We start from the raw sequence: 26,560 nt of genomic DNA, 5'->3' as shown, positions 1-26,560 counted from the left end.
TTCCCCGCCACACTCACAGACCCCTTCCCTACGATGGGCCGGTGAGCAGTGACACCGCGACCCACGACGCCCAGTCGGGCAAGGCCACCGGCCAGCAGCCGCCGGCCTGGCAGCGCAGGCTGCGCCGTTTCGGATACGCGGGCCAGTCCAGGCCCGGCGTACGGGAGCGGCTGGTCCCGCCGTACGCGGAGCCGGGCACCCGGCTCTGGGAGATCCTCGGCGCGTCCCCCTCGGCGGCGGCCAGAATCGCCCGCTGGAGCGGCTGGGCCGGGCCGCTGCTGGTCGCGCTGTGCGCCGGGGTGACCCGCTTCTGGCGTCTGGGCAGCCCGAACAACGTCATATTCGACGAGACGTACTACGCCAAGGACGCCTGGTCGATCTGGAAGTACGGCTACGAGGGCACCTGGCCGAAAGCCGCCAACGACCGGATTCTCGACACCCCGCAGCACATCCCGCTCGGCGACGCGGCCTCGTATGTGGTGCACCCGCCGGTGGGCAAGTGGGTCATCGGGCTCGGTGAGCAGCTCTTCGGGCTGCATCCGTTCGGCTGGCGGTTCATGATCGCGGTGCTCGGCACCCTCTCGGTGCTGATGCTGTGCCGGATCGGGCGGCGGCTGTTCCGGTCGACGTTCCTCGGCTGCCTCGCGGGCGCGCTGATGGCCGTGGACGGGCTGCACTACGTGATGAGCCGCACCGCGCTGCTCGACCTGGTCGTGATGTTCTTCGTGCTGGCCGCCTTCGGATGTCTGCTCGTCGACCGGGACCGGGCGCGCGCCAGGCTCGCGGCGGCGCTGCCGATCGACGAGGACGGCGCGGCCCGGCCGGACCCGGCGGTCGCCCGGCGCCTGAAGCTGGGCGCACGGCCGTGGCGGATCGCGGCCGGGGTGCTGCTGGGCCTGGCCATCGGCACCAAGTGGAACGGTCTTTACGTGCTGGCGGCCTTCGGCCTGATGACCGTCCTGTGGGACGTGGGCAGCCGCCGCACCGCGGGCGCCCTCCGCCCCCGCCTGGCGGTGCTGCGGCGCGATCTGGGCTGGGCGTTCCTCTCACTGGTGCCCGTGGCGATCCTCACGTACATGGCCTCCTGGACGGGCTGGTTCACCACGAGCGGCACCCACGACAAGGTCCGCGGCTGGCAGCACAGCGGCTACTTCCGCCACTGGTCAGAATCCCCCAAGCCGGACGGCGGCGGCCACGGCACCGACGGCACCTTCGACTGGCTGCTCAACCCGCTGCGCAGCCTGTGGCACTACGAGTCCGAGGTCTACGAGTTCCACGTCAACCTCCACTCGCCGCACGTCTACCAGTCCAACCCGTGGAGCTGGCTGGTCCAGTCCCGTCCGGTCTCGTACTTCTACGAGTCCCCGCGGGCCGGTCAGGAGGGCTGCCCCGAGGACGCCGCCGAGAAGTGCGCCCGAGAGGTGCTGGCCCTCGGCACCCCGCTGCTGTGGTGGACGGGCTGTTTCGCACTGCTGTACCTGCTGTTCCGCTGGGCGCTGCGGCGCGACTGGCGGGCGGGCGCGATCCTGTGCGGGATCGCCGCGGGCTATCTGCCGTGGTTCCTCTACCAGGACCGGACGATCTTCTCCTTCTACGCCGTCGTCTTCGTGCCCTTCCTGTGCCTCGGGGTGGCGATGATGATCGGCGCGCTCCTGGGGCCACCGGGTGCCAGCGAGACCCGCCGGGTGATCGGCGCGGTCGGCTCGGGCGCGCTCGTCCTGCTGATCATCTGGAACTTCATCTACTTCTTCCCGCTGTACACGGGCCAGACGATGCCGATGGACGACTGGCGCGCCCGGATGTGGCTCGACACCTGGATCTGACCCCCGCTCAACCCGGGTCCACCGTATGGATACGGCCATGGCCCCCGCGCCCCCTAAGGTGAGGGCGCGGGGGCTTTCGCGTGGTGCCGGTAGAGTGCCGGGCACCGCGACTCCCATCGACTGATGGGGGAACCGAGAACACAGTGTGGGGGTTCTGAAATGCGGAGTGGCGCGAGAGCCGCGATCGCCTGTGCGGTGTTCGCCGCCATGGTCGGTGTCGCGGGTTGCGGCAGCGGCCAGGACGATTCATCGAACTCGAAGGACGCTGCGGGCGCCAGCTCGGGTGACGACAAGCCGTCCCTGAAGCACGTGAAGACCGGCCCGCCCAGCGCGGCCGAGGTCAAGACCACCGCCCACGCGTTCCTGGCGGCCTGGTCGGCGGGCGAGACGTCCGAGGCCGCCGGCCTTACGGACGACAGCGAAGCGGCCACCACGGCGCTGAGCGCCTACCGCACCAAGGCCAAGGTGGCCAAGGTCGCGCTGGAGGCGGGGCAGGCGAGCGGCGCCAAGGTGCCGTTCTCGGTCAACGCCCAGCTCTCGTCGGGCGGCGGGAGCGTCCCCTGGACGTATGAATCCTCGCTGACCGTGACCCGCGACACCAAGACCGGCAAGCCGGTCGTCGACTGGCAGCCCTCCGTGGTGCACCCCGACCTCGCCAAGGGCGACACGCTCAAGACCGGCGCGTCCGAGGCGCCGCCGATCAAGGCGGTGGACCGCGACGGTAAGGAGCTCACCGCCGCCGACCACCCGACCCTCAAGACCGTCCTGGCCGCGCTGCGCGAGCGGTACGGCAAGAAGGCGGGCGGCCAGGCGGGCGTGGAGACCTGGATCCAGCGCGCCAAGGGCTCCAAGTCCCCCGACAAGACCCTTAAGGTGCTCTCCAAGGGCACCCCGGGCACGCTCCGCACCACGATCGACGCATCGCTGCAGCGCACCGCCGAGCAGCAGGTGAGCAAGAGCACCAAGGCGTCGGTGGTGGCGGTCAAGCCCAGCACCGGTGAGATCCTCGCGCTGGCCAACTCCCCCGCGAGCGGCTTCAACACCGCGTTCCAGGGCTCGTACGCACCCGGCTCGACGATGAAGATCATCACCTCCACGACGCTGATGGACAAGGGTCTGGCGGCGTACGGCAAGCCGCATCCGTGTCCGAAGTACTTCTCGTACGGCGGCTGGAAGTTCCACAACGACAAGAAGTTCGAGATCAAGAACGGCACCTTCGAGCAGAGCTTCGCCCGCTCCTGCAACACGGCCTTCATCAGCCAGGCGGGGAAGCTGAAGGACGACGATCTGAGCAAGGAGGCCCGGGACGTCTTCGGCATCGGGCTCAACTGGCAGACCGGCGTGCCCACCTTCGACGGCGCGGTGCCGGTGCAGTCCGCGGCCTCCAAGGCCGCCTCGCTGATCGGTCAGGGCGGGGTGCGGATGAACCCGCTCAACATGGCGTCGGTCGCCGCCACCGCCTCCACCGGCAGCTTCCACCAGCCGTATCTGGTCGCGCCGTCGCTGGACGACCGGAAGCTGGCCAAGGCGAGCAGGACGATGAAGTCCAGCACCCATGACCAGCTGAAGAAGCTGATGAAGCTCACGGCCACCTCGGGCACCGCCGCCGAGGCGATGGCCGGGATGAGCGGTGACTTCGGCGCCAAGACCGGCTCGGCCGAGGTGGACAACCAGGAGAAGCCGAACGGCTGGTTCAGCGCGTACCGCGACGATGTCGCGGCCGCCGGTGTGGTCCCCGAGGGCGGCCACGGCGGCGATACGGCAGGCCCGATCGTGGCGGCGCTGCTGCGCGCCGGCGGCTGAGCCGCCGCTTCCACCGGCGTGACGGCGGGGGAGCCGGGCGGGCGCTCACCGCGCCCGCCCGGCTCCTTCGCGTGCGGCCGGATTCCGGTCAGCTGGCCGTTCGGCGAGCCGAGCGCGGACGGCCGGGACATGACCGCAGGCGCCGGGAAAAGTCATGGCGGGGGGCACGGGGCGTCGATAGCGTCGTCCCATGGTCGACCCCACCCCTGACACCGCCGCCACCGCCGCCCACCCCCGCTTCGCCGACGCCCTGCGCGAGCTCGGCCTGGACGTCGAGGTGCGCCGCTTCCCCGACGCCACCCGTACCGCCGCCGAGGCCGCAGCGGCGATCGGCTGTGAGCTGAGCCAGATCGTCAAGTCGCTGGTCTTCGAGGCGGACGGACAGCCGGTGGTGGTGCTGATGGACGGGGCGTCACGGGTCGACGTCGAGCTCGTGCGGCATGAACTGGGCGCCGGGAGGGTCCGCCGGGCGGACGCGGCGCTGGTCCGGGAGACCACCGGCTACGCCATCGGCGGGGTGCCGCCCTTCGGCCACCGCACCGCTACCCGCGTCCTCGCGGACCGCCGGCTGCTGGACCACGAGACCGTATGGGCCGCGGCGGGCAACCCCCACACCGTCTTCCCGCTCGCCCCCAAGACCCTGATCGCGCACGCCGAGGGCACCCTGGTGGATGTGCGCGAGCGGTCCGCGTGACCCCGCTGGTCGCGGCCGCCGTGCTCATCGCGGCCGTCACCCACGCCAGTTGGAACGCGATCGCGCACGGCATCAGGGACCAGCTGCTCGCCTTCACCCTGGTGGGCGGCGGCGGGGCGATATGTGGCCTTGCGCTGCTGCCGTTCGCCCCGCTCCCCGCGGCGGACGCCTGGCCGTATCTGCTGGCCTCCGCGGCCATCCATGTGGTCTATCAGCTGCTGCTCATGCGCTCGTTCCACCTGGGCGACTTCGGCCAGATGTACCCCATCGCGCGCGGCACCGCCCCGCTGGTGGTGACCGTGGCCGCCGCGGTCTTCGTCGGCGAGCGGCCGGACCGCTGGCAGGGGGCGGGCATCGCGCTGGCCTCGGCGGGGCTGGTGGGGGTGGCGCTGTGGGGCATCAGGGGGTCGCGGCACACCGAGCGCGACGGGAAGCGCGCTGGGCGCGAGGGGAACGGCGGGAACGGCGCACCGCAGTGGCTCGCCCTTACGGCCGCCATCGCCACCGGTCTGTCCATCGCCGCGTACACCGTCGTGGACGGTCTGGGGGTACGGGCCTCCGGCAGCCCACTCGCCTATATCGCCTGGCTGATGATCCTTGAGGGCTTCGCCATCCCCGTCTGCGCCCTGGCGATCCGGCGCGGCGCGCTCCTTGGGCAGCTGCGGCCGGTCGCGGCGCGCGGACTGCTCGGCGGGCTGCTGTCGGTCGCCGCCTACGGCCTGGTCCTGTGGGCCCAGACCCGGGCCGAGCTCGCCCCGATCGCGGCGCTGCGCGAATCGTCGATCATCGTGGGCGCGGCGATCGGGGCGCTGTTCTTCAAGGAGGGTTTCGGCGGTCCGAGGATCGCGGCGGCGGGACTGATGGTGGCGGGCATTGGACTGATGCTGCACGCGGGTTGACCGCGCACGCCCGGCAGGGCGGCCGCGACTATGTCTCGCTGGGCGTCTCCACGTGGCCGAAGGCCCTGCGCACCGCCACGTTCGTGGTCGTGATGCCGCCGTCCACGGGGAGGGTGGTCCCGGTGATCCAGGCGGCGTCGGAGGAGGCGAGGAAGGTGATGGCGGCGGCGATGTCGGCGGGTTCGCCGACCCGGCCGAGGGGGTAGGCCTCGGCGGCGCGGCGCAGGGTGTCCTCCTGGCCGTCCCAGCCGGGGGTGCGGATCGTGCCGGGGGCCACGAGGTTGACGCGGACGCCCCGGGCGGCGGCGTGGGTGGCCAGGGTGCGGGTGAGGCTGCCCAGGCCCGCCTTGGCGGCGCTGTAGGCGTGGTTGCCGAAGTCCTGGAGGCCGTTGACCGAGCCGACGTTGACGATCGCGCCCCGGCCGTCCGCGGCGGCAAGATGCGGCAGCGCGGCGCGGGAGCAGCGGAAGGCGCCGCCCAGGGTGACATCGATGTCCTGCTGCCACTCGTCGTCCGCCTGGTCCTCGAAGAGCGGGGCGTCGACATGGCATGAGTGGGCGCTGTTGACCAGGACGTCCAGCCTTCCGAAGCTCCTTACGGCGTGCGCCACGGCCGCCTCGACATCCGCCCGGCGGGCCACCTCGCAGCCCAGCGACTCGGCTTCGCCGCCGTCCGCCCGTATGGACTCGGCGGCCTTGGCGGCCCGTTCGCCGTCCAGGTCGGTGATCAGCACCCTGGCGCCCTCGTCGGCGAACCGGCGGGCGGTCACCTCCCCGATTCCGCGCCCCGCGCCGGTGAGCATGACCGCGTAGCCCTCGAATCTCCGCACCGTGTGCCCCTTCTCGTCGGCTCCGGGACCGCCGCCTCCCCATGGCTGCGGGTCCCGCCGGGATCATGACCGGCCCCGGCATGATCCTCCCGCGCGGGGCGTTGCACCATAAGAGAATCACAGCACACACGCTCGGGTCGGCATGGCGGGAGTCGGACAGTGATGGACGTCCAGGGCACGGTGGCGGACGGTTTCGAACCGGTCCGGGACGCCTTCGCGGCGAACTTCGCCCGGCACGGCGAGCGCGGCGCGGCCGTGGTCCTGTACCGGGAGGGCGAGAAGGTCGTCGATCTGTGGGGCGGTACGAAGACCCCCGACAGCGGTGAGGCGTCCGACGACCGTAAGGACTTCGACGACCGTAAGGACAACGGGGAGTCCGGCGACGGACCCGAGCCCTGGGCCCAGGACACCGCGCAGGTCGTCCGGTCGGTCACCAAGGGCGTGGCCGCCGCCGTGCCGCTGCTGCTGCACCAGCGCGGCCAGCTGGACCTGGACGGCCGGGTCAGCACCTACTGGCCGGAGTTCAAGGCGGCCGGTAAGGAGCGGGTCCTGGTGCGCCATCTGCTCACCCACCGCACCGGCGTGCCCGTGCTCGACACCCCGCTGACCCCCGCCGAGGCCATCGACGGCATATCCGGACCGCGGGCCGTCGCCGCCCAACGGCCCGTGTGGGAGCCCGGTACGGCGCACGGCTATCACGCCCAGACGTACAGCTGGCTGCTGGGCGAGCTGGTCCGCAGGGTCACCGGGCGGACCATCGGGCGCTGGATCGCCGAGGAGATCGCCCGGCCGCTGGGGCTCGACCTGTGGCTCGGGCTGCCCGAGGAGCTTTGGGGCCGGGTGGGCCGGATCGCGGCGGTGGAGGCGCTCTCCGCGCCCGCCGCCCAGGGGCCGCGGCTGCGCCCCAAGCGGTCGGTCGCCGAGGCGTACCGGGACCCCGAGTCGCTGACCCGGCGGGCGTTCGCCGCGATCACCCCGCTGCCGGACGAGAACGACCCCGCGTATCTGGCCGCCGAGTTGCCCGCCTCGGGCGGGGTCGCGACCGCCGAGGCGCTGGCCCGCTTCTACGCGGCGCTGATCGGCCCGCTGCCCTCCGCCCGTACGGCCCGCTCGGGGGGCAGGCTGTTCGCCCCGGCGACGCTGACGATGGCCCGTACCGAGGAGTCCGCGGGCCCGGACCGGGTCCTGGTCGTCGGCACCCGCTTCGGCCTCGGCTATATGCTGCACGGCCCGGCCTGCCCGCTGCTGGGGCCGGGCTCCTTCGGCCACCCGGGGCGCGGTGGCTCCCTGGCCTTCGCCGACCCGGAGGCGCGCGTCGGCTTTGCCTACGTCACCAACGGGATGCGGCGCGGTGTGACCGCCGATCCCCGTGCGCAGGCGCTCGTACGCGCGGTGCGGACCAGTCTGGCGGCGCGGGAGGCGTAACGGCCCATGGCGCCGCGGGCGGGGCGGTCACCTCACTGCCACGGTGTGCACCGGCACGGTGGACCTCATCGGCACCGGCACCGGAAACACCGGCATCCTCACGTCACCCGCACCGGACACTCCGGCATCCGGCACCTCACCTCGCCGGAAACACCGGCACCCGCACCGAGCGCGGGTCGAAGCCGAAGGGGAGCTCCAGCCGGTGCTCGCGCATCAGCTCCTCGTCGCACAGCAGCTCCTGCGTTCCGCCGTCCGCCGCGATCACCCCGCCGCTGAGCACCACCGCGCGCGGGCACAGCTCCAGCGCGTACGGCAGATCATGGGTGACCATCAGCACGGTCACCTCCAGCGACCGCAGGATGTCGGCGAGTTCGCGGCGCGAGGCCGGGTCGAGGTTGGACGAGGGCTCGTCCAGGACCAGGATCTCCGGCTCCATGGCCAGTACGGTCGCCACGGCCACCCGCCGCCGCTGCCCGAAGGAGAGGTGGTGCGGCGGCCGGTCGGCGAACTCCGCCATCCCGACCCGCTCCAGCGCGCGGCGCACCCGCTCCTCCAGCTCCGCGCCGCGCAGCCCGGCCGCGGCCGGGCCGAAGGCCACGTCCTCGCGGACGGTCGGCATGAACAGCTGGTCGTCCGGGTCCTGGAAGACGATGCCCACCCTGCGCCGGATCTCGGCCAGATGCGCCTTCGCCACCGGCAGCCCCGCGACCGTGACCGTCCCGGCGCCCGCCGTAAGGATGCCGTTGAGGTGCAGCACGAGCGTGGTCTTGCCCGCGCCGTTGGGCCCGAGGAGCGCCACCCGCTCGCCGCGGGCCACGGTCAGATCGACGCCGAAGAGGGCTTGGTGGCCGTCGGGGTAGGCGTAGGCCAGACCGGACACCTCGAGGGAGGGCGGGGTGGTGGCGGGGTCGGTCACGGCAGCATCCATCCGGTCAGGCAGACCGCCAGGGCGGTCAGCGGGAGGGCGGCGGCGTGCGCCCACTGGGTACGGGACGCCGTCACATCGTCGATCACCGGCATGGTGCCCGTATAGCCCCGGCTGACCATCGCCAGGTGGACCCGTTCGCCCCGTTCGTAGGAGCGGATGAACAGCGCCCCGGCCGAGGAGGCGAGCACCCCCCAGTGCCGAACCCCGCGCGCCTCGAAGCCGCGCGACTGGCGGGCGATCCGCATCCGGCGCATCTCATCGGAGATGACGTCCCCGTAGCGGATCATGAACGAGGCGATCTGGACCAGCAGCGAGGGCATCCGAAGCCGCTGCAAACCCAGCAGCAGGGCGCGCAGTTCGGTCGTGGACGCCAGGAGGACGGAGGCGGCGACGCCGAGGGTGCCCTTGGCGAGGATGTTCCAGGCGCTCCACAGCCCCGACGCGCTGAGCGACATCCCCAGCGCCTCCACCCGCGGGCCCTCCGCGACGAACGGCATCAGCACGGCGAAGGCCACGAAGGGGACCTCGATCAGCAGCCGCCGCAGTACGTACCCGGCGGGGATCCGGGCCGCCGCCGCCACTCCGGCCAGCAGCGCCGCGTACGCCCCGAACGCCCAGACGGCCTCGCGGGGCGTGGAGACGACCACCAGGACGAAGCAGAAGACGGCGGCGATCTTGCAGTGCGGGGGGAGGGCGTGGACGGGCGACCGGCCCTCCCGGTAGAGCTTGTGCGCGTGTCCTGCGCCCACGGTCAGGACCGCTCGCTCTCGGCCGTCGCCCTGCGCCGCCGTACGACGATGAAGACCCCGGAGCCGACGGCGAGCGTGGCGCCGACCCCGATCACCCCGGCGAGCCCGCCGGAGAGCCGGGCGTCGGTGATGTCCTTGACGCCGTAGTCGGCGAGCGGGGAGTCCTTGGCGGCGTGGTCCTCTTCGTTCTGGTCGATCCCCTTGTCATGGGCGACCTTCTCCAGCCCGTCGGGGCTGGCGGAGGCGTAGAAGCTGACGACCCCGGCGCACAGCAGCGCGGCCGCGAGTCCGGCCCACCACACGCGCCGCGCCGACCGCCGTGGCGCGGCGGCGGGCTCGGGGGTGCCAGCGGGCTCAGGGGCCCCGGCGGGCTCGGAGGCCTCGGAGGTCGCCGTCGCGGGAGCGGCTTCGGCCGCCGGGCCCTCGGCCCGCGCCACCGCCCCCGGGGCGGCCGGGGCCAGCGGGCTGCTGCGGATCTCCAGCGGGCGCGCGGTCACTCCCCGCGCCCCGTACACCAGATCCGGCCGTACGGCCACCACGGCACCGACCGTCAGCGCGGTGATCGCCGCCTCACCGGCACCGATCAGCACATGCACACCGACCATCGCCGCGAAGACCTTACCGATCGCGACGTCGGCCGTGCCGCCGAGCGCGTAGATCGCCGTGAAGGCCACCGCCGCGGCCGGTACGGAGATCAGCGCGGCCACAAAGGACGCGACGGTGACCGTACGGCGGCGATGCGGGGCCAGCTTCACGACTCCGCGGAAGAGCGCGTACGCCACGACCGTGGTGACCAGGGCCATATCGGTGATGTTGACGCCGAGCGCGGTGAGCCCGCCGTCCGCGAACAGCACGCCCTGCATCAGCAAGACCACGGAGACGCACAACACCCCCGTATACGGCCCCACGAGTATCGCGGCCAGCGCCCCGCCCAGCAGATGGCCGCTGGTCCCGGCGGCCACGGGGAAGTTGAGCATCTGCACGGCGAAGATGAACGCCGCGACCAGCCCCGCCAGCGGGGCGGTCCGCTCATCGAGCTCCCGCCGGGCACCGCGCAGGCTGACCGCGACGGCCCCGGCCGCGACCACACCGGTCACCACCGACACCGGTGCGTCGATGAATCCGTCGGGCACATGCATGGCGGGACTCCGCTCCTGAGCTGCAGCTATCGGCCCGATGGTAGCCCGTAACTGCAAGTCGTTCGCAAGAGCGCGAACACCGCGAAAACGGATTCCCGCGGCGCGGACGCGCCTCACAGCCCCCCGGACCAGGCGAGTTCCAGCAGGTCCTCGGCCGATTCGCGGGCCCGTGCGCGCTGTGCGGACTCATCCGGCACGGGGCCGCCGAGGGGCGCCCGGTCGGGCGTCGGAACGCTACGGGACCCGGGCGGTCCCCAGCGTGGCGTCGAGCCAGTCCAACATGGCCTGGTGGGCCCGGCCCAACGCGGACGACACGTGGAGAACCCGAGCGGGAACGGACACGGCAGGAGCTCGACACGGCTGGAGCCGGACACGCGGACGGCGGCCTCCCGGGATCGGAAGGCCGCCGTCGGAACGAAGGGCTGGACCGGCGTCAGACGCGGGTCATACGAGGGCCGGACGGGTCAGACGCGGGTCAGCTCCGCGTCCGGGTCGGAGTCCCTGTCGTGCCGCTGGGCCGCGGAGGGCCGCTCGAGCTGCCTGCGCAGCCCCTCGCCCTCCACATCCACATTGGGCAGCGCCCGGTCCAGCCAGCGCGGCAGCCACCAGGCCGCCTTGCCGAGCAGCGCGAGCACCGCCGGGACGATGGCCATGCGGACCACGAAGGCGTCGAAGAGAACGGCGATGGCGAGGCCGAAGCCGATCATCTTGATCATCGACTCCGACGAGCCGATGAATCCGGCGAAGACGCTGATCATGATGACGGCGGCGGCGGTGACCACCCGGGCACCGTGCCGGAAACCGGTCACGACGGCCTGGCCGGGACGCTCGCCGTGGACGTACGCCTCCCGCATCCGGGTCACCAGGAAGACCTCGTAGTCCATCGCCAGGCCGAACACCACACCGATCATGAAGATCGGCATCATGCTCATGATTGGGCCGGTCTCCTCGACCCCGAACAGGTCCGCCAGCCAGCCCCACTGGAAGACCGCGACCACCGCGCCGAGCGCCGCCACGACGGAGAGCAGGAAGCCGAGCGCCGCCTTGAGCGGGACCAGGACGGACCGGAAGACCACCATCAGCAGCAGGAAGGCCAGTCCGACGACGAGCACCAGATAGGGCACCAGCGCGTCGTTGAGCTTCTGCGAGATATCGATGTTCATCGCCGTCTGGCCGGTCACCAGCACCTCGGCACCGGTGTCGGACGTGAAGCCGCTCGCCTCGTCCCGGATGTCGCCGACCAGGTTCTCGGTGTCGATGCTGCTCGGCTTGTACTGGGAGATGATGGTGAGCGTCGCGGTGTCACCGGCCTTGTTGAACGTGGCCGGGCTGACCGCGGCCACCCCGTCCAGGCCGGTGATGACCTTACGGACCTGCTGGGCCGCGCCCCTGGCGTCATCGCTGCCCTTGGCGTCCACGACCACCATCAGCGGACCGTTGGAGCCGGGGCCGAAGCCCTCGGAGATCATGTCGTACGCCTGCCGCTTCTGGCTGCTGACCGGCTGCGAGCCGTCGTCCGGCAGACCGAGCTCCAGGCTGACGGCGGGCACGGCGGCAGCGCCGAGGCCGAGCACGGCCACCAGGAGCACCATCAACGGGCGGCGCAGCACGAAGCGGGCCCAGCGGGTGCCCATGTTGGGCTTCTCCTCGGGGACGCCCTCGCCGCCCGCGGCGACCGCCGCCGCACGCTCCTCCAGCCGCCGGCGCGCCTTGCGCCCGAACACCCGCTTGCCCGCGAAGCCCAGCACCGCCGGGATGAGGCTGATCGCGATGAGGACGGCGATGACGACCGTACCGGCCGCGGCGAAGCCCATCTTGGTCAGCATCGGGATGTTCACGACGGCGAGGCCGACCAGCGCGATGACGACCGTAAGGCCGGCGAAGACGACCGCGGAGCCCGCGGTGCCCACGGCCCGTCCGGCGGCTTCCTCCCGGTCCCGCCCCTCGGCCAGCTCCGCGCGGTAGCGGGAGACGATGAACAGCGCGTAGTCGATGCCGACCGCTAGGCCGATCATCATCGCCAGTGTGGAGGTGGTGGTGGACAGCCCGAGGGTGGTGGCGAGCGCGGTGATCGACGAGATGCCGATGCCGACGCCGATGAGCGCGGTCAGCAGGGGCAGTCCGGCGGCCACCAGCGAGCCGAAGGTGACGGCGAGGACGACCGCGGAGATCGCGATGCCGATGATCTCGGTGGAGCCGGTCTCCGGCATCTCCTGGAGCGCGTCACCGCCGATCTGCACCGTCAGCCCCGACTTCTGGGCCTTCTCCCCCACCTCCTTCAGACCGTCCTTGGCGGGGTCCTCCAGCTCCATGGCGTTGACCTTGTAACTGGTCAGGATGTACGCCGTGGTGCCGTCCTTACTGACGGCACGGGCCTGGTAGGGATCGGCGACCGAGGCGACCTGCGGCGAGCTGGCCTTGAGCTCGGCGACGGTCTTGGTGACCTCCGCCTTGTTGGCCGGGTCGGTCATCTTCTCGCCGCTCGGGGCACGGAAGACCACACGGGCGGTGGCGCCGTCCGCGTTACCCCCCGGGAACCGCTGTTCCAGCAGGTCGAATGCCTTCTGGGCCTCGGTGCCCGGAATGGAGAAGCTGTCGTTGGCGGGCTGGGACGCGGTGGCGGCGCCGACGCCCGCGACCGCGAGCAGCGCCACCCATATCAGCGCGACGAAGCCGCGTCGCCGGAAGGCGAACCGGCCGAGTTTATAGAGGAAGGTGGCCACGAGAAGGGGTGCTCCCGTCGGTTGTCTGGCAGGGCAGGGATGGGTGACCGAACCGGCGACGAGAGCGGCGCGCCGGCCGGGACCTTATGTGGTTGTGCGGGGAGGTCAGGGGAGATCGAGGAGTGGGGTGGTGGGAGGGAGGCTATGCGGCGCCGAGTGCGGGGAGGATCACGGCGTCGATGTACTCCAGGAGATAGGTCTCGTCCGGCTGCTTGCCCTCGACGAGCGGCCGGGTGATGAACGCTCCGCACATCATGTGGATGACGTAGTTCAAGGCGGGCCGGTCCGGGGCGACTTCGCCGCGGTCGACGGCGCGCCTCAGCAGCGCGTGGAGCGCGTCGATCTCAGGGAAGATCAACAGCTCTCGCAGGGCCTGGTGAAGGTCCGGGTTGTCATGGCTTGCGTGGGCGAGTCCCCTCATCAGCGCGGCATCCCGCTCATGGGCGGTCTCCGAACACCGCGCGATCTCCCGCAGGTCTCCGCGGAGCGATCCGGTGTCGACGCCTTCGAGCAGAACGGGCTTGGTGTGCCGCAGCGCGGTCGCGACCAGCTGCGGCTTGCCCTTCCACTGGCGGTAGAGGGTGGCCTTGCTGGATCGGGTGCGGGCCGCGACGGCGTCCATCGTCAGACCGTCGTACCCGACCTCGCCCAGCAGCTCGACCACCGCCTCGTACAGCTCCCGCTCGCGCTCGGGAGAGAGCCTGCTGCGGCGCACCCGGGCGGTGTCGCGGTCCTCCGCCGGCTGATCCACGGTCCGCATGGGCTGTCGCCTCCCTCCGAGCTTCCGAACGCCCGAGCCGCCAAGCGCCCGAACTTCCGAACTTCCGAACGAAACGGTTTCGTACTCCCTCAGCATAAGCCCGGCCCTAACGAAACCGCACCGTTTCGATCGTGGCCTCGGTCACACAACCGAGTTGCTCCACATGGCGTAGCTCGAAAACATGGGTGGGTGGAGCCTTACGCATGCGACGACTACCTGGCGTACCTGCGATTTCCGCATCTGCACGGCGACTTGCTGTGCTTCGCGGCCGAAGACGATCTGTGGGTCGCCCCGCTGACCGCCCCGGGCGGGCCACCCGGGCGAGCGTGGCGGCTGACCGTGGACCGCACCCGCGTCGGCCCTCCCCGCTTCTCCCCCGACGGCTCCCAGATCGCGTTCACCACCTGGCGCAGCCTCGACCCGGAGATCTATCTGGTCCCCTCGGCCGGCGGCCCGGCCCGCCGGCTGACCTACTGGGGCAGTACGGACGCCACGGTGTGCGGCTGGACCCCGCCGGACCAGGACGGCGCCTCCCAGATCCTCGCGATCTCCTCCCATGAGCAGCCGTTCTCCCACTTCTCCTGGGCCTACACCCTGCCCACCGACGGCAGCCCCGGCGGGCGGCTGCCCTGGGGGCCGGTGGCCGACATCGCGATGGCCGACCTCGACGGCGAGCGCCGCACCCTGCTGCTCACCGGCAAGCCGCCGCATGAGCCCGCCACCTGGAAGCGCTACCGGGGCGGCGCCACGGGCCGGTTGTGGCTGCACGGCACCCGGCTCGCGGAACGGCTCAACGGCCATCTGGACGCGGCGATGTTCGTCGGCGGCCGGATCGCCTTCCTCTCCGACCACGAGGGCATCGGCAACCTCTACTCCTGTCTGCCCGACGGCACCGATCTGCGCCGCCACACCGACCACGCCGACTTCTACGCCCGGCACGCCTCGACCGACGGCTCCCGCGTCATCTACCAGTGCGCGGGCGAGCTGTGGCTGGTGGACGACCTGAGCCCGGGCGGTGAGCCGCGCAAGCTGGACGTACGGCTCGGCGGCGCGCGCACCGGACGGCGGCCCTACCAGGTGCCCGCCGCCTCGCACATCGACTCGCTGTCGGTGGACACCACCGGCCGGGCCAGTGCGGTGTGCGTCCGCGGCAGTCTGTACTGGCTCACCCACCGCGACGGCCCCGCCCGCACCCTCGCGGACACCCCGGGCGTCCGGGTGCGGCTGCCCGTGATGCTGGGTTCCACCGGCCGGGTCGCGTACCTCACCGACGCGGAGGGCGAGGACGCCATCGAGATCGCGCATCTGCCCCGGGCCGCCGGACCCACCGAGCCGCGCCGGCTGGCCGGGGGCCAACTGGGCCGGGTGCACGAGCTGGAGCCCTCGCCGGACGGCGACCTGCTCGCGGTCGCCGCGAGCGACGGACGGCTGCTGCTGGTGGACACCTCCCCCGACGGGGACGGCGGGGTCACCGAGCTGATCCGGTCGGACAACGGCCCGGTGGGCGACCTGGCCTTCGCCCCCGACTCGGCCTGGCTCGCCTGGTCCCACCCCGGGATAGGGCGCACCCTGCGCTCGATCAAGATCGCGCGGCTGGCCGACCGGACCACGGTGGATGTGACCAATGGGCGGTTCGAGGACGAGGAGCCGGTCTTCACCAGCGACGGCCGCTATCTCGCCTTCCTCTCCTGGCGCGGCTTCGACCCGGTCTACGACGTCCACACCGGCGACCTCTCCTTCCCGCTGGGCTGCCGCCCCTATCTCGTACCGCTCTCCTCGGCCACCCCCTCGCCCTTCGCGCTGTCCCCCGAGGGGCGCCCGGCGGCGGGCGGTCTTGACCCGGACGTCAGCGGGGGCGAGGGCGACGGTGACGGCACGGTGACGGTCGAGGTGGAGGGGCTGGCCAGCCGGGTCACGGCCTTCCCCGTCTCCGCGTCCAAGTACTCCTCGCTGAGGCCGGTCAGCGGCGGCGGACTGGTGTGGCTGCGGTGGCCGATCTCGGGCGTGCTCGGCGAGACGTTCGCCAATCCGGGCGAGACCTCGAACCGCCCCACCCTGGAACACTTCGACCTGACGAAGGCCAAGCGCAGCGAACTCACCGGTGAGCTCGACTGGTTCGTGGTCAGCGGCGACGGCACCCGGCTGGTGGCCTACGACGACGACGAGCTGCGCGCGATGCCCGCCACCGAGTCCGGCGACAGCGACTCCACGGTCCACCTCGATATGCGGCGGATCCAGCACACCGTCGATCCGGCGGCCGAGTGGCGGCAGGCGTACGACGAGGCCGGGCGCATCACCCGCCACTACTACTGGGACCCGGGGATGTGCGGGGTCGACTGGGCCGGGGTGCTCGACCAGTACCGTCCGCTGGTCGAACGGGTCGCCTCACCCGACGAGTTCGCCGATCTGCTCCGCGAGACCCTTGGCGAACTGGGCACCTCGCACGCCTATGTCAACGCCGCGCGGCGCAACGAGGGGCCGTCCCATTACCAGCGCCCCATCGGGCTGCTCGGCGCCAACCTCACCCGCACCAAGGACGGCCGGTGGGCGGTGGCCCGCATCCTGCCCGGTGAGTCCTCCGACTCCCGGGCCCGCTCACCGCTGGCCGGTCTGGGCATCCGGGACGGCGCCGTGCTCACCCATGTCGACGGGCGTCCGGTGGACCCGGTCGCCGGTCCGTACCCGCTGCTGACGGCCGCGGGCGGCACCACGGTGGAGCTGACCTTCGAACCGCCGGACGGTGGGGGGCCGCCGCGCCGGGTCGCGGTCTCGCCGCTGATCGACGACCGGCCGCTGCGCTACCAGGACTGGGTCGCCCGGCGCCGGTCCGTGGTGCGGAAGTTGAGCGACGGGCGGTGCGGCTATCTCCACATCCCCGATATGGGCGGCTCCGGCTGGGCACAGTTCAACCGCGACCTGCGCCGCGAGATGTCGCTGCCCGCGCTGATCGTGGACGTCCGGGGCAACGCGGGGGGCAACATCAGCGAGCTGGTGGTGGAGAAGCTCACCCGTAAGGTCATGGGCTGGGACCTGACCCGCAACGCCCAGCCCGTGTCGTACTCCAGCAACGCGCCGCGCGGGCCGATCGTCGCGGTCGCCGACGAGGCGACCTCCTCCGACGGCGACATGATCACCGCGGCCTTCAAGATCCAGGGCATCGGTCCGGTGGTGGGGCTGCGCACCTGGGGCGGGGTGGTCGGGATGACCGGGCGTCACCGCCTCGGCGACGGCACCTCGATCACGGTGCCGATGAACGCCGCGTGGTTCGACGCCTACCGCTGGGGCGTGGAGAACCACGGTGTGGAGCCGGACATCGAGGCACCGCGCTCCCCCGTGGACTGGGCGGAGGGTCGCCATCCACAGCTGGGGGTCGCCGTCCGTACGGCGCTCGATCTGCTGGAGCGGCACGGGGCCGCGACCCCACCGGACTACTCGGACGTTCCCGACCTGCGCCGCCCTCAACTGCCCCCGCGCAACGGGGACTGAGCACGCGGCGGACCCGAGGGGCGCCGGAGGCGCACGGACACGGTGATGTGCAGGGGCGTATTCCCATGGTCAGCCATGGGAATACGCCCCTCCCGCCCTATGCGGCGCTGTGCGGGCGCCCTCTGGGTGCCCCACTGGGCGTCACATCTCTTCGAAGGGCTCCTGGTCCATCGTCTCGTCGCCCATGCCCGGTTGACGGCGCTCACGGCCCATCCGCTGGGACTGCCCGGGGGCCTCCGGCCGGTCCTGCTGGCCACGGCGCTGCTGCTCCTGCCCCGGCTCCCGGCGGGCGCGCTCCTCCATGCGCTCACCGGACTGCATGCGCTCACCGGACTGCATGTGCTCAGCCGACTGCATGCGTTCACCGGACTGCGACTGCTGGCCGCGCCGCGGCTCCTGGCTCCGCCCGCCCTGCTGCTTCCGCTTGGCCTGCTGAGCCTTCTCGTTCGACTGGTCCTTGGGGCCCATGTGTCACTCCTCATTGGGTGAATGGCGTCGGGCCCGACAAGAGTTACATGTGTCGACTTTCTCCGCATTCCGGACCGAAGGAGTCGAGGAAAGCCCAGGTCAGCACGGTTGACGGAGCGTTACCGGTGACGCTCCGTGCCCGCCGTGCGCTCCGTGCCCACGGTGCCCGCCGTGCGCGCCTTCTCGTCCGCCGCGCCGCCCTCGCCCACCAGACCGCCCCGCTCGTCCCGGGTCGCCGCCAACCGCGGCTCGGCGCGGCGCATCTCGCGCCGCCCCACGGCGTGGATGAGCGCGGGCAGATAGCCGCGCATCGACTGCATACCGCGCAGCCACCACTGCGCGTACACATGCGCCGACCGGCGCTCGATGCCCGCCACCAGCCGCTCCACCGCCGGGCCCAGCGGATAGGTGCGGCCCGCGGGCCAGGGCAGCCGCTGCCGCAGCTCGCGCATCAGCTCGTCCCGGTCGGCGCCGCGCACCATATCGGTGTCCGTCCAGCTCAGATAGCCCACGCCGACCCGGACCCCACGGTGGCCCACCTCGGCCCGCAGCCCGTGGGCGAACGCCTCGACCCCGGACTTGGACGCGCAGTACGCCGTCATCATGGGCGCGGGCGCGATCGCGGCGAGCGAGGCGATCTGCAGCAGATAGCCGCGGCTGGCGAGCAGCGCGGGCAGGAAGGCGCGGGCCGTGGTGGCGCTGCCCAGCAGATTGACCTCGATCACCCGCCGCCAGGCCGTCTCATCGGTGTCGAGGAACGGACCGGCCTGCGCCACGCCCGCGTTGGCACAGACGATGTCCACCGCGCCGAACCGCTCCACGACCTCCTCCGCCACCCGGGCCATCGCCTCGGCATCGGTGACATCGGCGTGCCAGTGGGCGGAGTCGGTGGGCAGCCGCTTCGAGACCCGCTTCAGCTCCTCGGGCTCCAGGCCCACCAGCGCGACCTTCGCGCCGCGTGCCGAGAGCTTGCGGGCAAGCAGCTCGCCGACGCCCCGCGCCGCGCCCGTCACCACCGCGACCTGGCCCTCAAGGCCCCTGCGCGCACTCATGCCGTCTGCTCCTTCGCTTCGGAGGTCGGGGGGTCGGTTTCCCGCGCCTCAGAGGTTGGGGGGTCGGTTTCCCGGGACGTCCCGTACTCCTCGACCAGGCCACGGATCACCCCGGTGACCGCCTCGGGATCCTCCAGCGGGGTCATATGACCGAGCCCCGGGAGCTCGGTCAGGCCGGTGCAGTGCGGCAGCGCGGCGGCGAGGGCGTGGGCGTGCTCGGGCGGGGTGAGCCGGTCCGCGGTGCCGACGATGACGGCCGTGGGCGTGGTCAACCGGCGGACCCGCGCGTCGAGTTCGAGGTCGGCCAGGACCCGGCCCCATTCGGCGCGTACGACGCGGGGGCAGGCGTGCAGGATCCGCGCGGCCACCTCCACCGTGGCCGGATCGGTGCCGGGGCCCATCGTGACGTACCGCACCAGCCGCTTGGCCAAGGGGGTGACCGGGCCCATCGGGGCGCGTGAGCCGAGGAGCAGGCGGTGCACCCGCGCCCGTGCCCGAGGGGAGCGCAGCGGCACGATCCGGGACCGCTCCACCAGCCGTGAGGCGCCGGTGCTGCACAGCACCGCGGCCGCCGCGCGCTCGCGCACCATGGGACGGTCGGCCGCGGCCATCACCGTCATCGCCCCCATGGAGTGGCCCGCAAGCACGGCCCGCCGACCGGGCGGAAGCGCCGCTTCCACCACCGCCACCAGATCGTCGGCCAGGGCCTCGGCGCTATAGCCACCGGGTCCTGGGACCGGGCTGCGGCCGTGTCCTCGCTGGTCGTAGAGGATCACCCGGTGGTCGGCCGAGAGTGCGCGCAGCACCGGCGCCCAGAAGGCCGTGGAGCAGACCCAGCCGTGCGCGAGCACGACGGCCGGGGCGTCCTCGGGGCCGTGCAGCTCCGTATGGATCCGGCTCCCGTCGGCCGAGACGGCCGTCAGCTCGCGCTCCGGCACGGGCGGGACATACGGCCCCGGGGGCGGCGAAGGAGCCCGCCTCACCGCGACCCCCTCCCCGCGTCTGCCGTGGACACCGTGGCCTTGACCGGCCCGGTGCGCGGCCGCACCACCGTGTACTCGGCGAGGTCCACGCGCCGGGTGACCCTCCTCAGCTCGGATGTCGTCCCGGGCCACAGGGTGGTGTTACGGCCGTTGTCGAGGTACCAGCTGTCGCAGCCTCCGGTGGTCCACACCGTTCGTTCCATCCTCTCCTGGATCATGTCGTTGTAGGCGCGCACCGCCGACGGCCGGGCGTCCAGCGCGACCTTGCCGCCGAGGGTGTCCAACTGGCGCAGATAGTCGGCCAGATAGGCCAGCTGCGCCTCGATGACGAGGATCATCGAGCTGTTCCCGAGGCCGGTGTTCGGCCCGATGATGGTCAGGAAGTTGGGGAAGCCCGCCGGGCTGGTGCCGCGCAGCGCCTCCATCCCGCCCTTCCACTCTTCCCCGAGCGTCGTCCCGCGCGCCCCGGTCACCCGCTGCGCTATGGGGATGTCGGTCACGCGGAAGCCGGTGCCGAAGACGATCACGTCGGCCTCGGTCTCGGTGCCGTCGGCACCGACCAGAGTGCTGCCACGCACCTCCTTCAACCCCGTCGGGGCCACGTCCACATGCGGCTGGGCGAGCGCCGGATAGTAGTCGTTGGAGAGCAGGATGCGCTTGCAGCCGATGCGGTAGTCGGGGGTCAGCACCGCCCGCAGCCCCGGGTCCTTGATGGCCCGTCGCATATGGGCGCGGGCCAGCCGCTCCACGAACCGCATCTCGCCCGGCCGCTTGGTGAAGGCCCCGACCTGCAGCTCCCGGATGCCCCACAGCACCCCGCGGCGCAGCGACCGGGTGGCCGGGATCTTTGAGTGCAACCAGCGCTCGAGGCCGCTGATCCGGCGGTCCATCCGCGGCAGCACCCAGGGCGGGGTGCGCTGGAAGAGGGTGAGCCGGCCGACCTCGCGCTGGATGGCGGGGACGATCTGGATGGCCGAGGCACCGGTGCCGATCACCGCCACCCGCTTGCCGCGCAGATCGGTGGTGTGGTCCCAGCGCGCGGAGTGGAAGACGGCGCCGGGGAAGCCGTCGAGCCCCGGGATGTCCGGAATCCGCGGGTCGGCGAGCGGACCGGTGGCGCTCACCACCACATCGGCGGTCAGCGAGCCCCGCGCCGTCTCCACCTCCCAGTGCACCGCCTCGGTGTCCCAGCGCAGGGACCGCACCTCGGCGCCGAAGCGCAGATGGGGCCGCAGCCCGAAGGTGTCCGCGACCCGCTCCAGATAGGCCCGGATATGGGGCTGACCCGAGAAGTTCCGCGGCCAGTCGGGATTGGGCGCGAAGGAGAAGGAGTACAGATGCGACGGGACATCGCAGGCACAGCCCGGATAGCTGTTGTCCCGCCAGGTCCCGCCGACCGCGTCCGCGCGCTCCAGCACCACGAAGTCCGTGATGCCCTCGCGGCGCAGCCGCACCGCCGCTCCCAGCCCGCCGAATCCGGCCCCGATCACCGCCACCCGTACATGCTCATGCGTCAGCCCAGCCATGCCGCCGCCTTCCACGAACGCGAATACGACCGTGCCAGCAATCACTGGCACGATGGGAGCGTAGGGCAGGGATCTACCGAGCGGTAGGGGCTGTGGATAACGAAGTTACCGGCGGTCGCACCCGACCGGCCGCGGCATAGGCTTTCCCCGTGGCGACGAGCGAAGCGGACGAGGTACGCGAGTACCGCATGACGGAACTGGCCGAGAAGGCCGGGATCACCGTGCGCACCCTGCGTTTCTACCGCGAGCGCAAGCTGCTGCCGCCGCCGCGCCGCGAGGGCCGGATCGCCTGGTACGACGACCACCATCTGGCCCGGCTGCGGACCATCGCTGCCCTGCTGGACCGTGGCCACACCCTCGGCGGGATCGCCGAGCTGCTCGCCGCCTTCGAAAGCGGTCGCCGGGACGTCGGCGAACTACTCGGGCTGCCCGGCGCCGCATCCTGGCCCGCCGAGACCCCGGTCCGGCTCAGGCCCGAGGCGCTAGCCGACTACTTCCACGGCGAGGTCACCCCGGAAAACCTCAGCACCTCCCTCGACCTCGGCTATCTGGCCGTCGACGGCGACGAGATCGTCCACCTCAGCCGCCGCCTGCTGGACGTCTCACACGCCCTGGTCGAGCAGGGCGTCCCGCTGGCCGCCGTGCTCGGCGCGGCGCGCGAGGTGCGCGAGCATGTGGAAGCGATCGCCGAGACCTTCGTCACACTGCTGCGCGCCCATGTGCTGGCGGACGCCGTGGAGCGCGGCGAGGACGTCGGCGAGACCGTGGAGCGGCTGCGGCCACTGGCCACGAGCGCGGTGGACGCGGAACTGACGATGGCCATGAACCGCCGGATGCAGGCGGAGTTGGACGAGGCACCGCCCAGGGGCGGTGCCTCAGAAGATCAGTGAACGCGGGACCGGCGAGTCACCGGAGGAGGGGGCGGTGGCCCCACCGGCCCAGGGACCCGCGAACCTCAGCGAGCCGGGCCGTAGGCCACCGTCACCGGGGCGTGGTCGCTCCACCGCTGGTCATAGGCGGCCGCCCGCTCCACGACCGCCTTGACCGCGCGCCCGGCGAGCCCCGGGGTGGAGATCTGGTAGTCGATGCGCCAACCCGCGTCGTTGTCGAAGGCCCGGCCGCGGTAGGACCACCACGAGTAGGGACCGGCGACGTCCGGGTGCAGGGCGCGCACCACGTCCACGTACGCCACCTCCTCGAAGACGCTGGTCAGCCAGGCGCGCTCGTCCGGCAGGAAGCCGGACTTCTTCTGGTTGGCCTTCCAGTTCTTGAGGTCGGCCTCCTGGTGGGCGATGTTCCAGTCGCCGCACACCAGCGCCTCGCGCCCACCGGCCGCCGCGCGCTCGCGCAGCTCCTTCAGATACGGAAGGAACTCCGCCATGAAGCGCTCCTTCTCGTCCTGACGGTCCGTACCGACCTCACCCGAGGGGAGGTACAGGCTGCCGACGGTCACGCCCGGCAGATCGACCTCCACATAGCGGCCACTGCCGTCGAACTCGGACGACCCGAAGCCGACCCGGACGCCCTCCAGCTCGCGCCGGGCGTACACCGACACCCCGGCCCGCCCCTTGGCCGCCGCGGGGGCGTGCACCACATGCCAGCCATCGGGTTCGCGTACCGCCTCGGGCAGCTCCTTGGGCTCGGCGCGCACCTCCTGGAGGCACACCACATCGGCCGCGGTACCGTCCAGCCAGGAGACGAAGCCCTTCTTGGCGGCGGCGCGCAGCCCGTTCACATTCACGGTCGTCACGGTGAGCACGCCCGGCACGATACGCGACAAAAACCACGGCCCCTCCCCCTGCGTGGAAGTACGATCCATCGCATGGACGTTCGAGTCATTCGCTACGATCACCCTGACGCCCGCAAACTCGACGAGGAAGTGCAGGTGGAGTACGCCGAGCGCTATGACGGCGTAGGGGATCTGACGCATATGGACGCGGCCCACTTCGACCCGCCGCACGGCCTCTACCTCATCGTCTACGACACGGACGGCACCCCGGTCGCGAGCGGCGGCTGGCGCAGCCAAGAGCGCAGCGATGAGGGCTACGAGGACGGGGACGCCGAGATCAAGCGGATGTTCGTGGTGCGCGCGGCGCGCGGGCGGGGGCTGGCCCGGCGGATCCTCGCGGCGCTGGAGGACAGCGCGCGGGAGGCGGGGCGGCTGCGGATGGTCCTGGAGACCGGCACCGAGCAGCCCGAGGCCATCGCGCTGTACACCTCCTCCGGCTACACACCGGTGACGAAGTTCGGGTTCTACCGCTTCGAGGAGAGCAGCCGCTGCTACGGCAAGCTCCTTACGGACGCGACGGACGCCACCGGCACGGCGGGCGCGGCCAGCCTTACGGATGGCTTCACGGATGGCCTTACGGACACGGCCCGCAAAATGCCATCCGTAAGGCCGTGACGAGGGGCCCGCTCCGCACCCGGAACGGGCCCTCACCACCTGTCACACATCTGCGAGCCGGTCAGCCCCGACCGGCGAACTTCTTGCTGATGGCCTGGAACACGCCCTCCGCCTCGGTCCCCAGATGCGGTCCGGCGAGCCAGGTGTGTCCGTAGGAGCCGATCGAACTGTTGGACACCAGCACCGTCTTGCCGCCGCGGTTGACGAACCAGCCACCGCCCGAAGTGCCGCCGGTCATCGAGCAGCCGATCCGGTACATCGTCGGCGAGGTGGGCGAGAACGACAGTCGACCCGGCCTGCTGGTGCAGTTGAACATCTTCGCCCCGTCGTACGGCGGGGCCTGCGGATAGCCGTACGCGCCGATCGAGCTCACCCGATCCGCCGACGGCGACCCGAACCACACCGGCACCGAGGCCCCGACCGTCTCCTGGAGCGACTTCCCGCCGCCGTTCTCGGGCTTCACATGCAGCACCGCGAAGTCGTACGCCGACCCCACCCCGCCGGTCTTACCGCCGTCCCCCATCCACTCGGACGAGGTCTGCGACCAGTCCGCCCACCACACGCCATAGGGGTTGACCTCGTTCTGCGACGCCGACTGGGTCCGCTCGGCCGACAGCCCGTTGTCGTTGTACGAGGGCACGAACACGATGTTGCGCATCCAGCCGCCCTGCTTACCGGAGTGCACACAATGGCCCGCGGTCCACACCAGGTTGGACTTCCCCGGGTGGGCCGGGTCGTCGATGACCGTGCCTGAGCACACCATCGGCCCCTCGGGGCTGTCGAAGAACACCTTCCCGACCGGCGCCATGTTCTGGTGATACGGCCGCGAGACCTGCTTGGCCGGCACGGCGGGCGGCTCGGGGTCGGTGGCCGCCTGGTCCTGACCGGCGCTCTGCGTGGAGACGGTGTGCGACGAGTCCTTCGCCTTGGCCATCCTCTTGGGCTGCCAGAAGTCCTTGATGATCGGATTGGCGAATTCCGATGCCTTGCGGGCCCACTTGTCCCAGTCCTTCCAGCCGCCCTCCTTCCACTTCTTCAAGTCGCCCAGACTCGTCGGGACGCCATCGGGCAGCTTGATCCCGTCCTTGGCCTGCTGCCCCGTGGACGCGGCCGAGGAGTTCGACGAGGAAGCCGCCTCGTCGTCACCGGGCCCACAGGCCGAAGCGGAGACCACCAGCAGCGCGGTCATGGCCGCGGCCGCCACGGTGGAATGGCGTATGAGTGGCATGGAGCCTTATCCCCCTGTTGTGGTGCAGTTGTCGCGCTGTGATGTGCTGTGCCGCCCTCTGTCCTACGGCGCTTTCACGCCATGGAGCCACAGGACCGGGCATCTACTATGCCGGTGCCCCTGGCCAGCTCCATCACCTGTCCCCCGGCCCGCACCAAACACGAACGCGGTAAGCACGATTCCATGACATCGCGACCTCCCCCGCGCCCCCGACCCCTCAGGGCGACGTCAGCAGCAACATCGCCATCATGACCTGGGCGGATCCCTGCAGCTTGACCGCCCACGACCGCGCCGAGGGAAACGGCAGCCGCTCCCGAGGACAGCCGACGGCGAAGACCCCGAAACCCGCGGATGCCAGAAACGACGCGAAGATCACCGGGCCGGGCACGGACGAGCACTGGTTGCCATACATGACGCAATCGGCGGCCCGCTCGGTCATGAGGGCGAGGACGATACTGACGACGGCCATGGGCACCAGCAGCGCCAGCCCGACCTTGGCCACCGTACGGACTCTACGGTCATGCGCGGCGTCGGCCGCCTCGTCGGCACCCGCTCCCGCGGCAGCTGTCTCGTTCACCGTGCCACCCAATCGCGCACCGCACGCCCCGGGATCGCCCCAGGTACTCACTTTCCTTAGGTACCGGCACTCATCCACCCCTGCCCGCCCCGGCGGCCGGACGTCCACCCGAGCGGATCAAGCGCGGTGGCGGAGCGGAGCGACCTCCTTAAGGCTGGAGCGCATACGAACACGGGCCCCCTGTGCCAGGGGTCTGCTCCGCGGCGCTTTCGAAGGAGACACGCCATGGCCGCTTCTGGGGGTTCCCGACGTTCGGAGAGCGATATCGCCGGTTTCACGGCCTCGCCACAGCTCGCCCAAGCACTGCAGCAGATCGCGGTGGATCTCGTCGAACTCCATCTGCAGGGCAAGCAGGCCCACTGGAACGTGGTCGGCCACAACTTCCGGGACCTGCACCTTCAACTGGATCAGATCGTGGACGACGCCCGCGAGTCGGCCGACACCATCGCCGAACGCATGCGCGCCCTGGCCGCCGTCCCAGACGGCCGCTCCGAGACCGTGGCAGCGACAACCACCCTCCCCGCGTTCCCCGCGGGCGAGGCGACCGTGACCGCCGTCGTCGACCTCATCACCGCCCGCCTGCGCGCCACCGTAGACACCCTCCGCACCCTCCACGACCAGGTCGACAACGAGGACCCCTCCACGGCCGACCTCCTACACGCGATCATCGACTCCCTCGAAAAACACGCCTGGATGGTCAGCGCAGAAAACCGCTCCGCCTGATCCCCACCACAAAACCAGGCACCAAAAAGCCCCCGCCGAAATCCCCGGCGGGGGCTTTGAGCTGCGGTGGACCTGAGGGGATTTGAACCCCTGACCCCCTCGATGCGAACGAGGTGCGCTACCAGTCTGCGCCACAGGCCCTTGCAACGAGTGAAACTCTAGCATCCCCTTCGGGGTGCTTGGTAATCCGTTCCTCGCTGGTCAGTGAGGGGCCCGTCACTCGTTGGCAGCACGCGGTCGGTCCTCGTCGGCGTACTGGTCGAAGAGGGGGGTGCGGCCTCGGTCGCGGGTGCCGCGGGGTGGGGCGGCGACCGGGTCCGGGGCCGGGGCGGGGTCATGCG

22 protein-coding genes and 1 tRNA gene are annotated in these 26,560 nt (G+C 71.6%); 9 read left to right on the top strand and 14 right to left on the bottom strand.

The features are described from left to right. Nucleotides 1–41: 41 nt before the first annotated feature. The 4 genes from VT50_RS29530 to VT50_RS29515 all read left to right on the top strand — a co-directional run bounded on the left by VT50_RS29530 (nt 42) and on the right by VT50_RS29515 (nt 5,219). The gene (locus tag VT50_RS29530) at nt 42–1,823 is read left to right on the top strand and encodes a dolichyl-phosphate-mannose--protein mannosyltransferase (protein WP_046084873.1); all 1,782 of its coding nucleotides are present in this window, start codon (nt 42–44) and stop codon (nt 1,821–1,823) included. A gap of 159 nt (nt 1,824–1,982) precedes the next feature. Further along, complete coding sequence (locus tag VT50_RS29525; protein WP_046084874.1) at nt 1,983–3,626, top strand: penicillin-binding transpeptidase domain-containing protein; 1,644 nt, start codon at nt 1,983–1,985, stop codon at nt 3,624–3,626. A 190-nt stretch (nt 3,627–3,816) separates the two neighbouring features. Then, nucleotides 3,817–4,320: a YbaK/EbsC family protein gene (locus VT50_RS29520; RefSeq protein WP_046084875.1), complete on the top strand. Its 504-nt coding sequence runs from the start codon at nt 3,817–3,819 to the stop codon at nt 4,318–4,320. Then, complete coding sequence (locus VT50_RS29515) at nt 4,317–5,219, top strand: DMT family transporter (RefSeq protein ID WP_046084876.1); 903 nt, start codon at nt 4,317–4,319, stop codon at nt 5,217–5,219. The genes VT50_RS29520 and VT50_RS29515 overlap by 4 nt, the downstream gene beginning before the upstream one ends. 28 nt (nt 5,220–5,247) lie before the next feature. Here the strand turns inward: VT50_RS29515 and VT50_RS29510 are convergent, their stop codons facing one another. Further along, complete coding sequence (locus VT50_RS29510) at nt 5,248–6,048, bottom strand: SDR family NAD(P)-dependent oxidoreductase (RefSeq protein ID WP_046084877.1); 801 nt, start codon at nt 6,046–6,048, stop codon at nt 5,248–5,250. Between the two features lie 162 nt (nt 6,049–6,210). On the opposite strand from VT50_RS29510, the gene VT50_RS29505 reads away from it, so the two are divergent. Then, the gene (locus VT50_RS29505; RefSeq protein WP_046084878.1) at nt 6,211–7,473 is read left to right on the top strand and encodes a serine hydrolase domain-containing protein; all 1,263 of its coding nucleotides are present in this window, start codon (nt 6,211–6,213) and stop codon (nt 7,471–7,473) included. Between the two features lie 136 nt (nt 7,474–7,609). On the opposite strand, the gene VT50_RS29500 is transcribed toward VT50_RS29505, so the two are convergent. The 5 genes from VT50_RS29500 to VT50_RS29480 form a co-directional block, all read right to left on the bottom strand. After that, nucleotides 7,610–8,401, bottom strand: coding sequence for an energy-coupling factor ABC transporter ATP-binding protein (locus VT50_RS29500; RefSeq protein WP_046084879.1), 792 nt, complete (start codon nt 8,399–8,401; stop codon nt 7,610–7,612). After that, entirely contained in the window at nt 8,386–9,150 is a 765-nt protein-coding gene (cbiQ, locus tag VT50_RS29495; protein WP_046084880.1) for a cobalt ECF transporter T component CbiQ, read from the bottom strand. Before cbiQ ends, VT50_RS29500 begins: the two co-directional genes overlap by 16 nt. A gap of 2 nt (nt 9,151–9,152) precedes the next feature. Next, nucleotides 9,153–10,289, bottom strand: a complete 1,137-nt coding sequence (locus VT50_RS29490) for an energy-coupling factor ABC transporter permease (protein ID WP_046084881.1) — start codon at nt 10,287–10,289, stop codon at nt 9,153–9,155. Nucleotides 10,290–10,753: 464 nt separating this feature from the next. Beyond that, the gene (locus VT50_RS29485; RefSeq protein ID WP_046084882.1) at nt 10,754–13,012 is read right to left on the bottom strand and encodes an MMPL family transporter; all 2,259 of its coding nucleotides are present in this window, start codon (nt 13,010–13,012) and stop codon (nt 10,754–10,756) included. Nucleotides 13,013–13,154: 142 nt separating this feature from the next. Continuing rightward, nucleotides 13,155–13,772: a TetR/AcrR family transcriptional regulator gene (locus VT50_RS29480; protein WP_240529362.1), complete on the bottom strand. Its 618-nt coding sequence runs from the start codon at nt 13,770–13,772 to the stop codon at nt 13,155–13,157. A gap of 189 nt (nt 13,773–13,961) precedes the next feature. Between VT50_RS29480 and VT50_RS29475 the strand changes: the two genes are divergently transcribed. Continuing rightward, the gene (locus tag VT50_RS29475) at nt 13,962–17,258 is read left to right on the top strand and encodes a S41 family peptidase (RefSeq protein WP_046084883.1); all 3,297 of its coding nucleotides are present in this window, start codon (nt 13,962–13,964) and stop codon (nt 17,256–17,258) included. A gap of 141 nt (nt 17,259–17,399) precedes the next feature. Here the strand turns inward: VT50_RS29475 and VT50_RS29470 are convergent, their stop codons facing one another. The 4 genes from VT50_RS29470 to VT50_RS29455 all read right to left on the bottom strand — a co-directional run bounded on the left by VT50_RS29470 (nt 17,400) and on the right by VT50_RS29455 (nt 21,287). Continuing rightward, nucleotides 17,400–17,726, bottom strand: a complete 327-nt coding sequence (locus VT50_RS29470) for a hypothetical protein (RefSeq protein ID WP_046084884.1) — start codon at nt 17,724–17,726, stop codon at nt 17,400–17,402. Between the two features lie 119 nt (nt 17,727–17,845). Continuing rightward, nucleotides 17,846–18,778 carry an SDR family oxidoreductase gene (locus VT50_RS29465; protein ID WP_046084885.1) on the bottom strand — a complete coding sequence of 311 codons (933 nt, stop codon included), beginning with the start codon at nt 18,776–18,778 and terminating at the stop codon, nt 17,846–17,848. Next, complete coding sequence (locus VT50_RS29460) at nt 18,775–19,761, bottom strand: alpha/beta fold hydrolase (protein WP_046084886.1); 987 nt, start codon at nt 19,759–19,761, stop codon at nt 18,775–18,777. The genes VT50_RS29465 and VT50_RS29460 overlap by 4 nt, the downstream gene beginning before the upstream one ends. Continuing rightward, complete coding sequence (locus VT50_RS29455; RefSeq protein WP_046084887.1) at nt 19,758–21,287, bottom strand: flavin-containing monooxygenase; 1,530 nt, start codon at nt 21,285–21,287, stop codon at nt 19,758–19,760. The genes VT50_RS29460 and VT50_RS29455 overlap by 4 nt, the downstream gene beginning before the upstream one ends. Before the next feature lie 188 nt (nt 21,288–21,475). Here VT50_RS29455 and VT50_RS29450 point away from each other — a divergent pair, with 188 nt between their 5' ends. Next, a complete protein-coding gene (locus tag VT50_RS29450; protein WP_046084888.1) occupies nt 21,476–22,177 on the top strand; it encodes a MerR family transcriptional regulator in 702 nt (233 codons plus the stop codon). Between the two features lie 65 nt (nt 22,178–22,242). Here VT50_RS29450 and VT50_RS29445 read toward each other — a convergent pair whose 3' ends face one another. After that, nucleotides 22,243–23,046 carry an exodeoxyribonuclease III gene (locus VT50_RS29445; protein WP_046084963.1) on the bottom strand — a complete coding sequence of 268 codons (804 nt, stop codon included), beginning with the start codon at nt 23,044–23,046 and terminating at the stop codon, nt 22,243–22,245. 63 nt (nt 23,047–23,109) lie between these two features. Between VT50_RS29445 and VT50_RS29440 the strand changes: the two genes are divergently transcribed. Continuing rightward, entirely contained in the window at nt 23,110–23,691 is a 582-nt protein-coding gene (locus VT50_RS29440) for a GNAT family N-acetyltransferase (RefSeq protein ID WP_078840588.1), read from the top strand. 61 nt (nt 23,692–23,752) lie between these two features. On the opposite strand, the gene VT50_RS29435 is transcribed toward VT50_RS29440, so the two are convergent. Then, complete coding sequence (locus VT50_RS29435; protein WP_046084889.1) at nt 23,753–24,919, bottom strand: trypsin-like serine peptidase; 1,167 nt, start codon at nt 24,917–24,919, stop codon at nt 23,753–23,755. A 217-nt stretch (nt 24,920–25,136) separates the two neighbouring features. Continuing rightward, a complete protein-coding gene (locus VT50_RS29430) occupies nt 25,137–25,496 on the bottom strand; it encodes a hypothetical protein (protein ID WP_143645295.1) in 360 nt (119 codons plus the stop codon). A 225-nt stretch (nt 25,497–25,721) separates the two neighbouring features. Between VT50_RS29430 and VT50_RS29425 the strand changes: the two genes are divergently transcribed. After that, nucleotides 25,722–26,219, top strand: coding sequence for a Dps family protein (locus VT50_RS29425; RefSeq protein ID WP_046084891.1), 498 nt, complete (start codon nt 25,722–25,724; stop codon nt 26,217–26,219). Between the two features lie 67 nt (nt 26,220–26,286). On the opposite strand, the gene VT50_RS29420 is transcribed toward VT50_RS29425, so the two are convergent. Then, nucleotides 26,287–26,360 (bottom strand) — tRNA-Ala (locus VT50_RS29420). Nucleotides 26,361–26,560 lie beyond the last annotated feature (200 nt).

It is taken from the genome of Streptomyces antioxidans (assembly GCF_000968685.2).
In the GTDB taxonomy this organism is placed as follows: domain Bacteria; phylum Actinomycetota; class Actinomycetes; order Streptomycetales; family Streptomycetaceae; genus Streptomyces; species Streptomyces antioxidans.
Note: the sequence above shows the minus strand (reverse complement) of the source record. Positions and strands in the feature narration are given on the sequence as shown.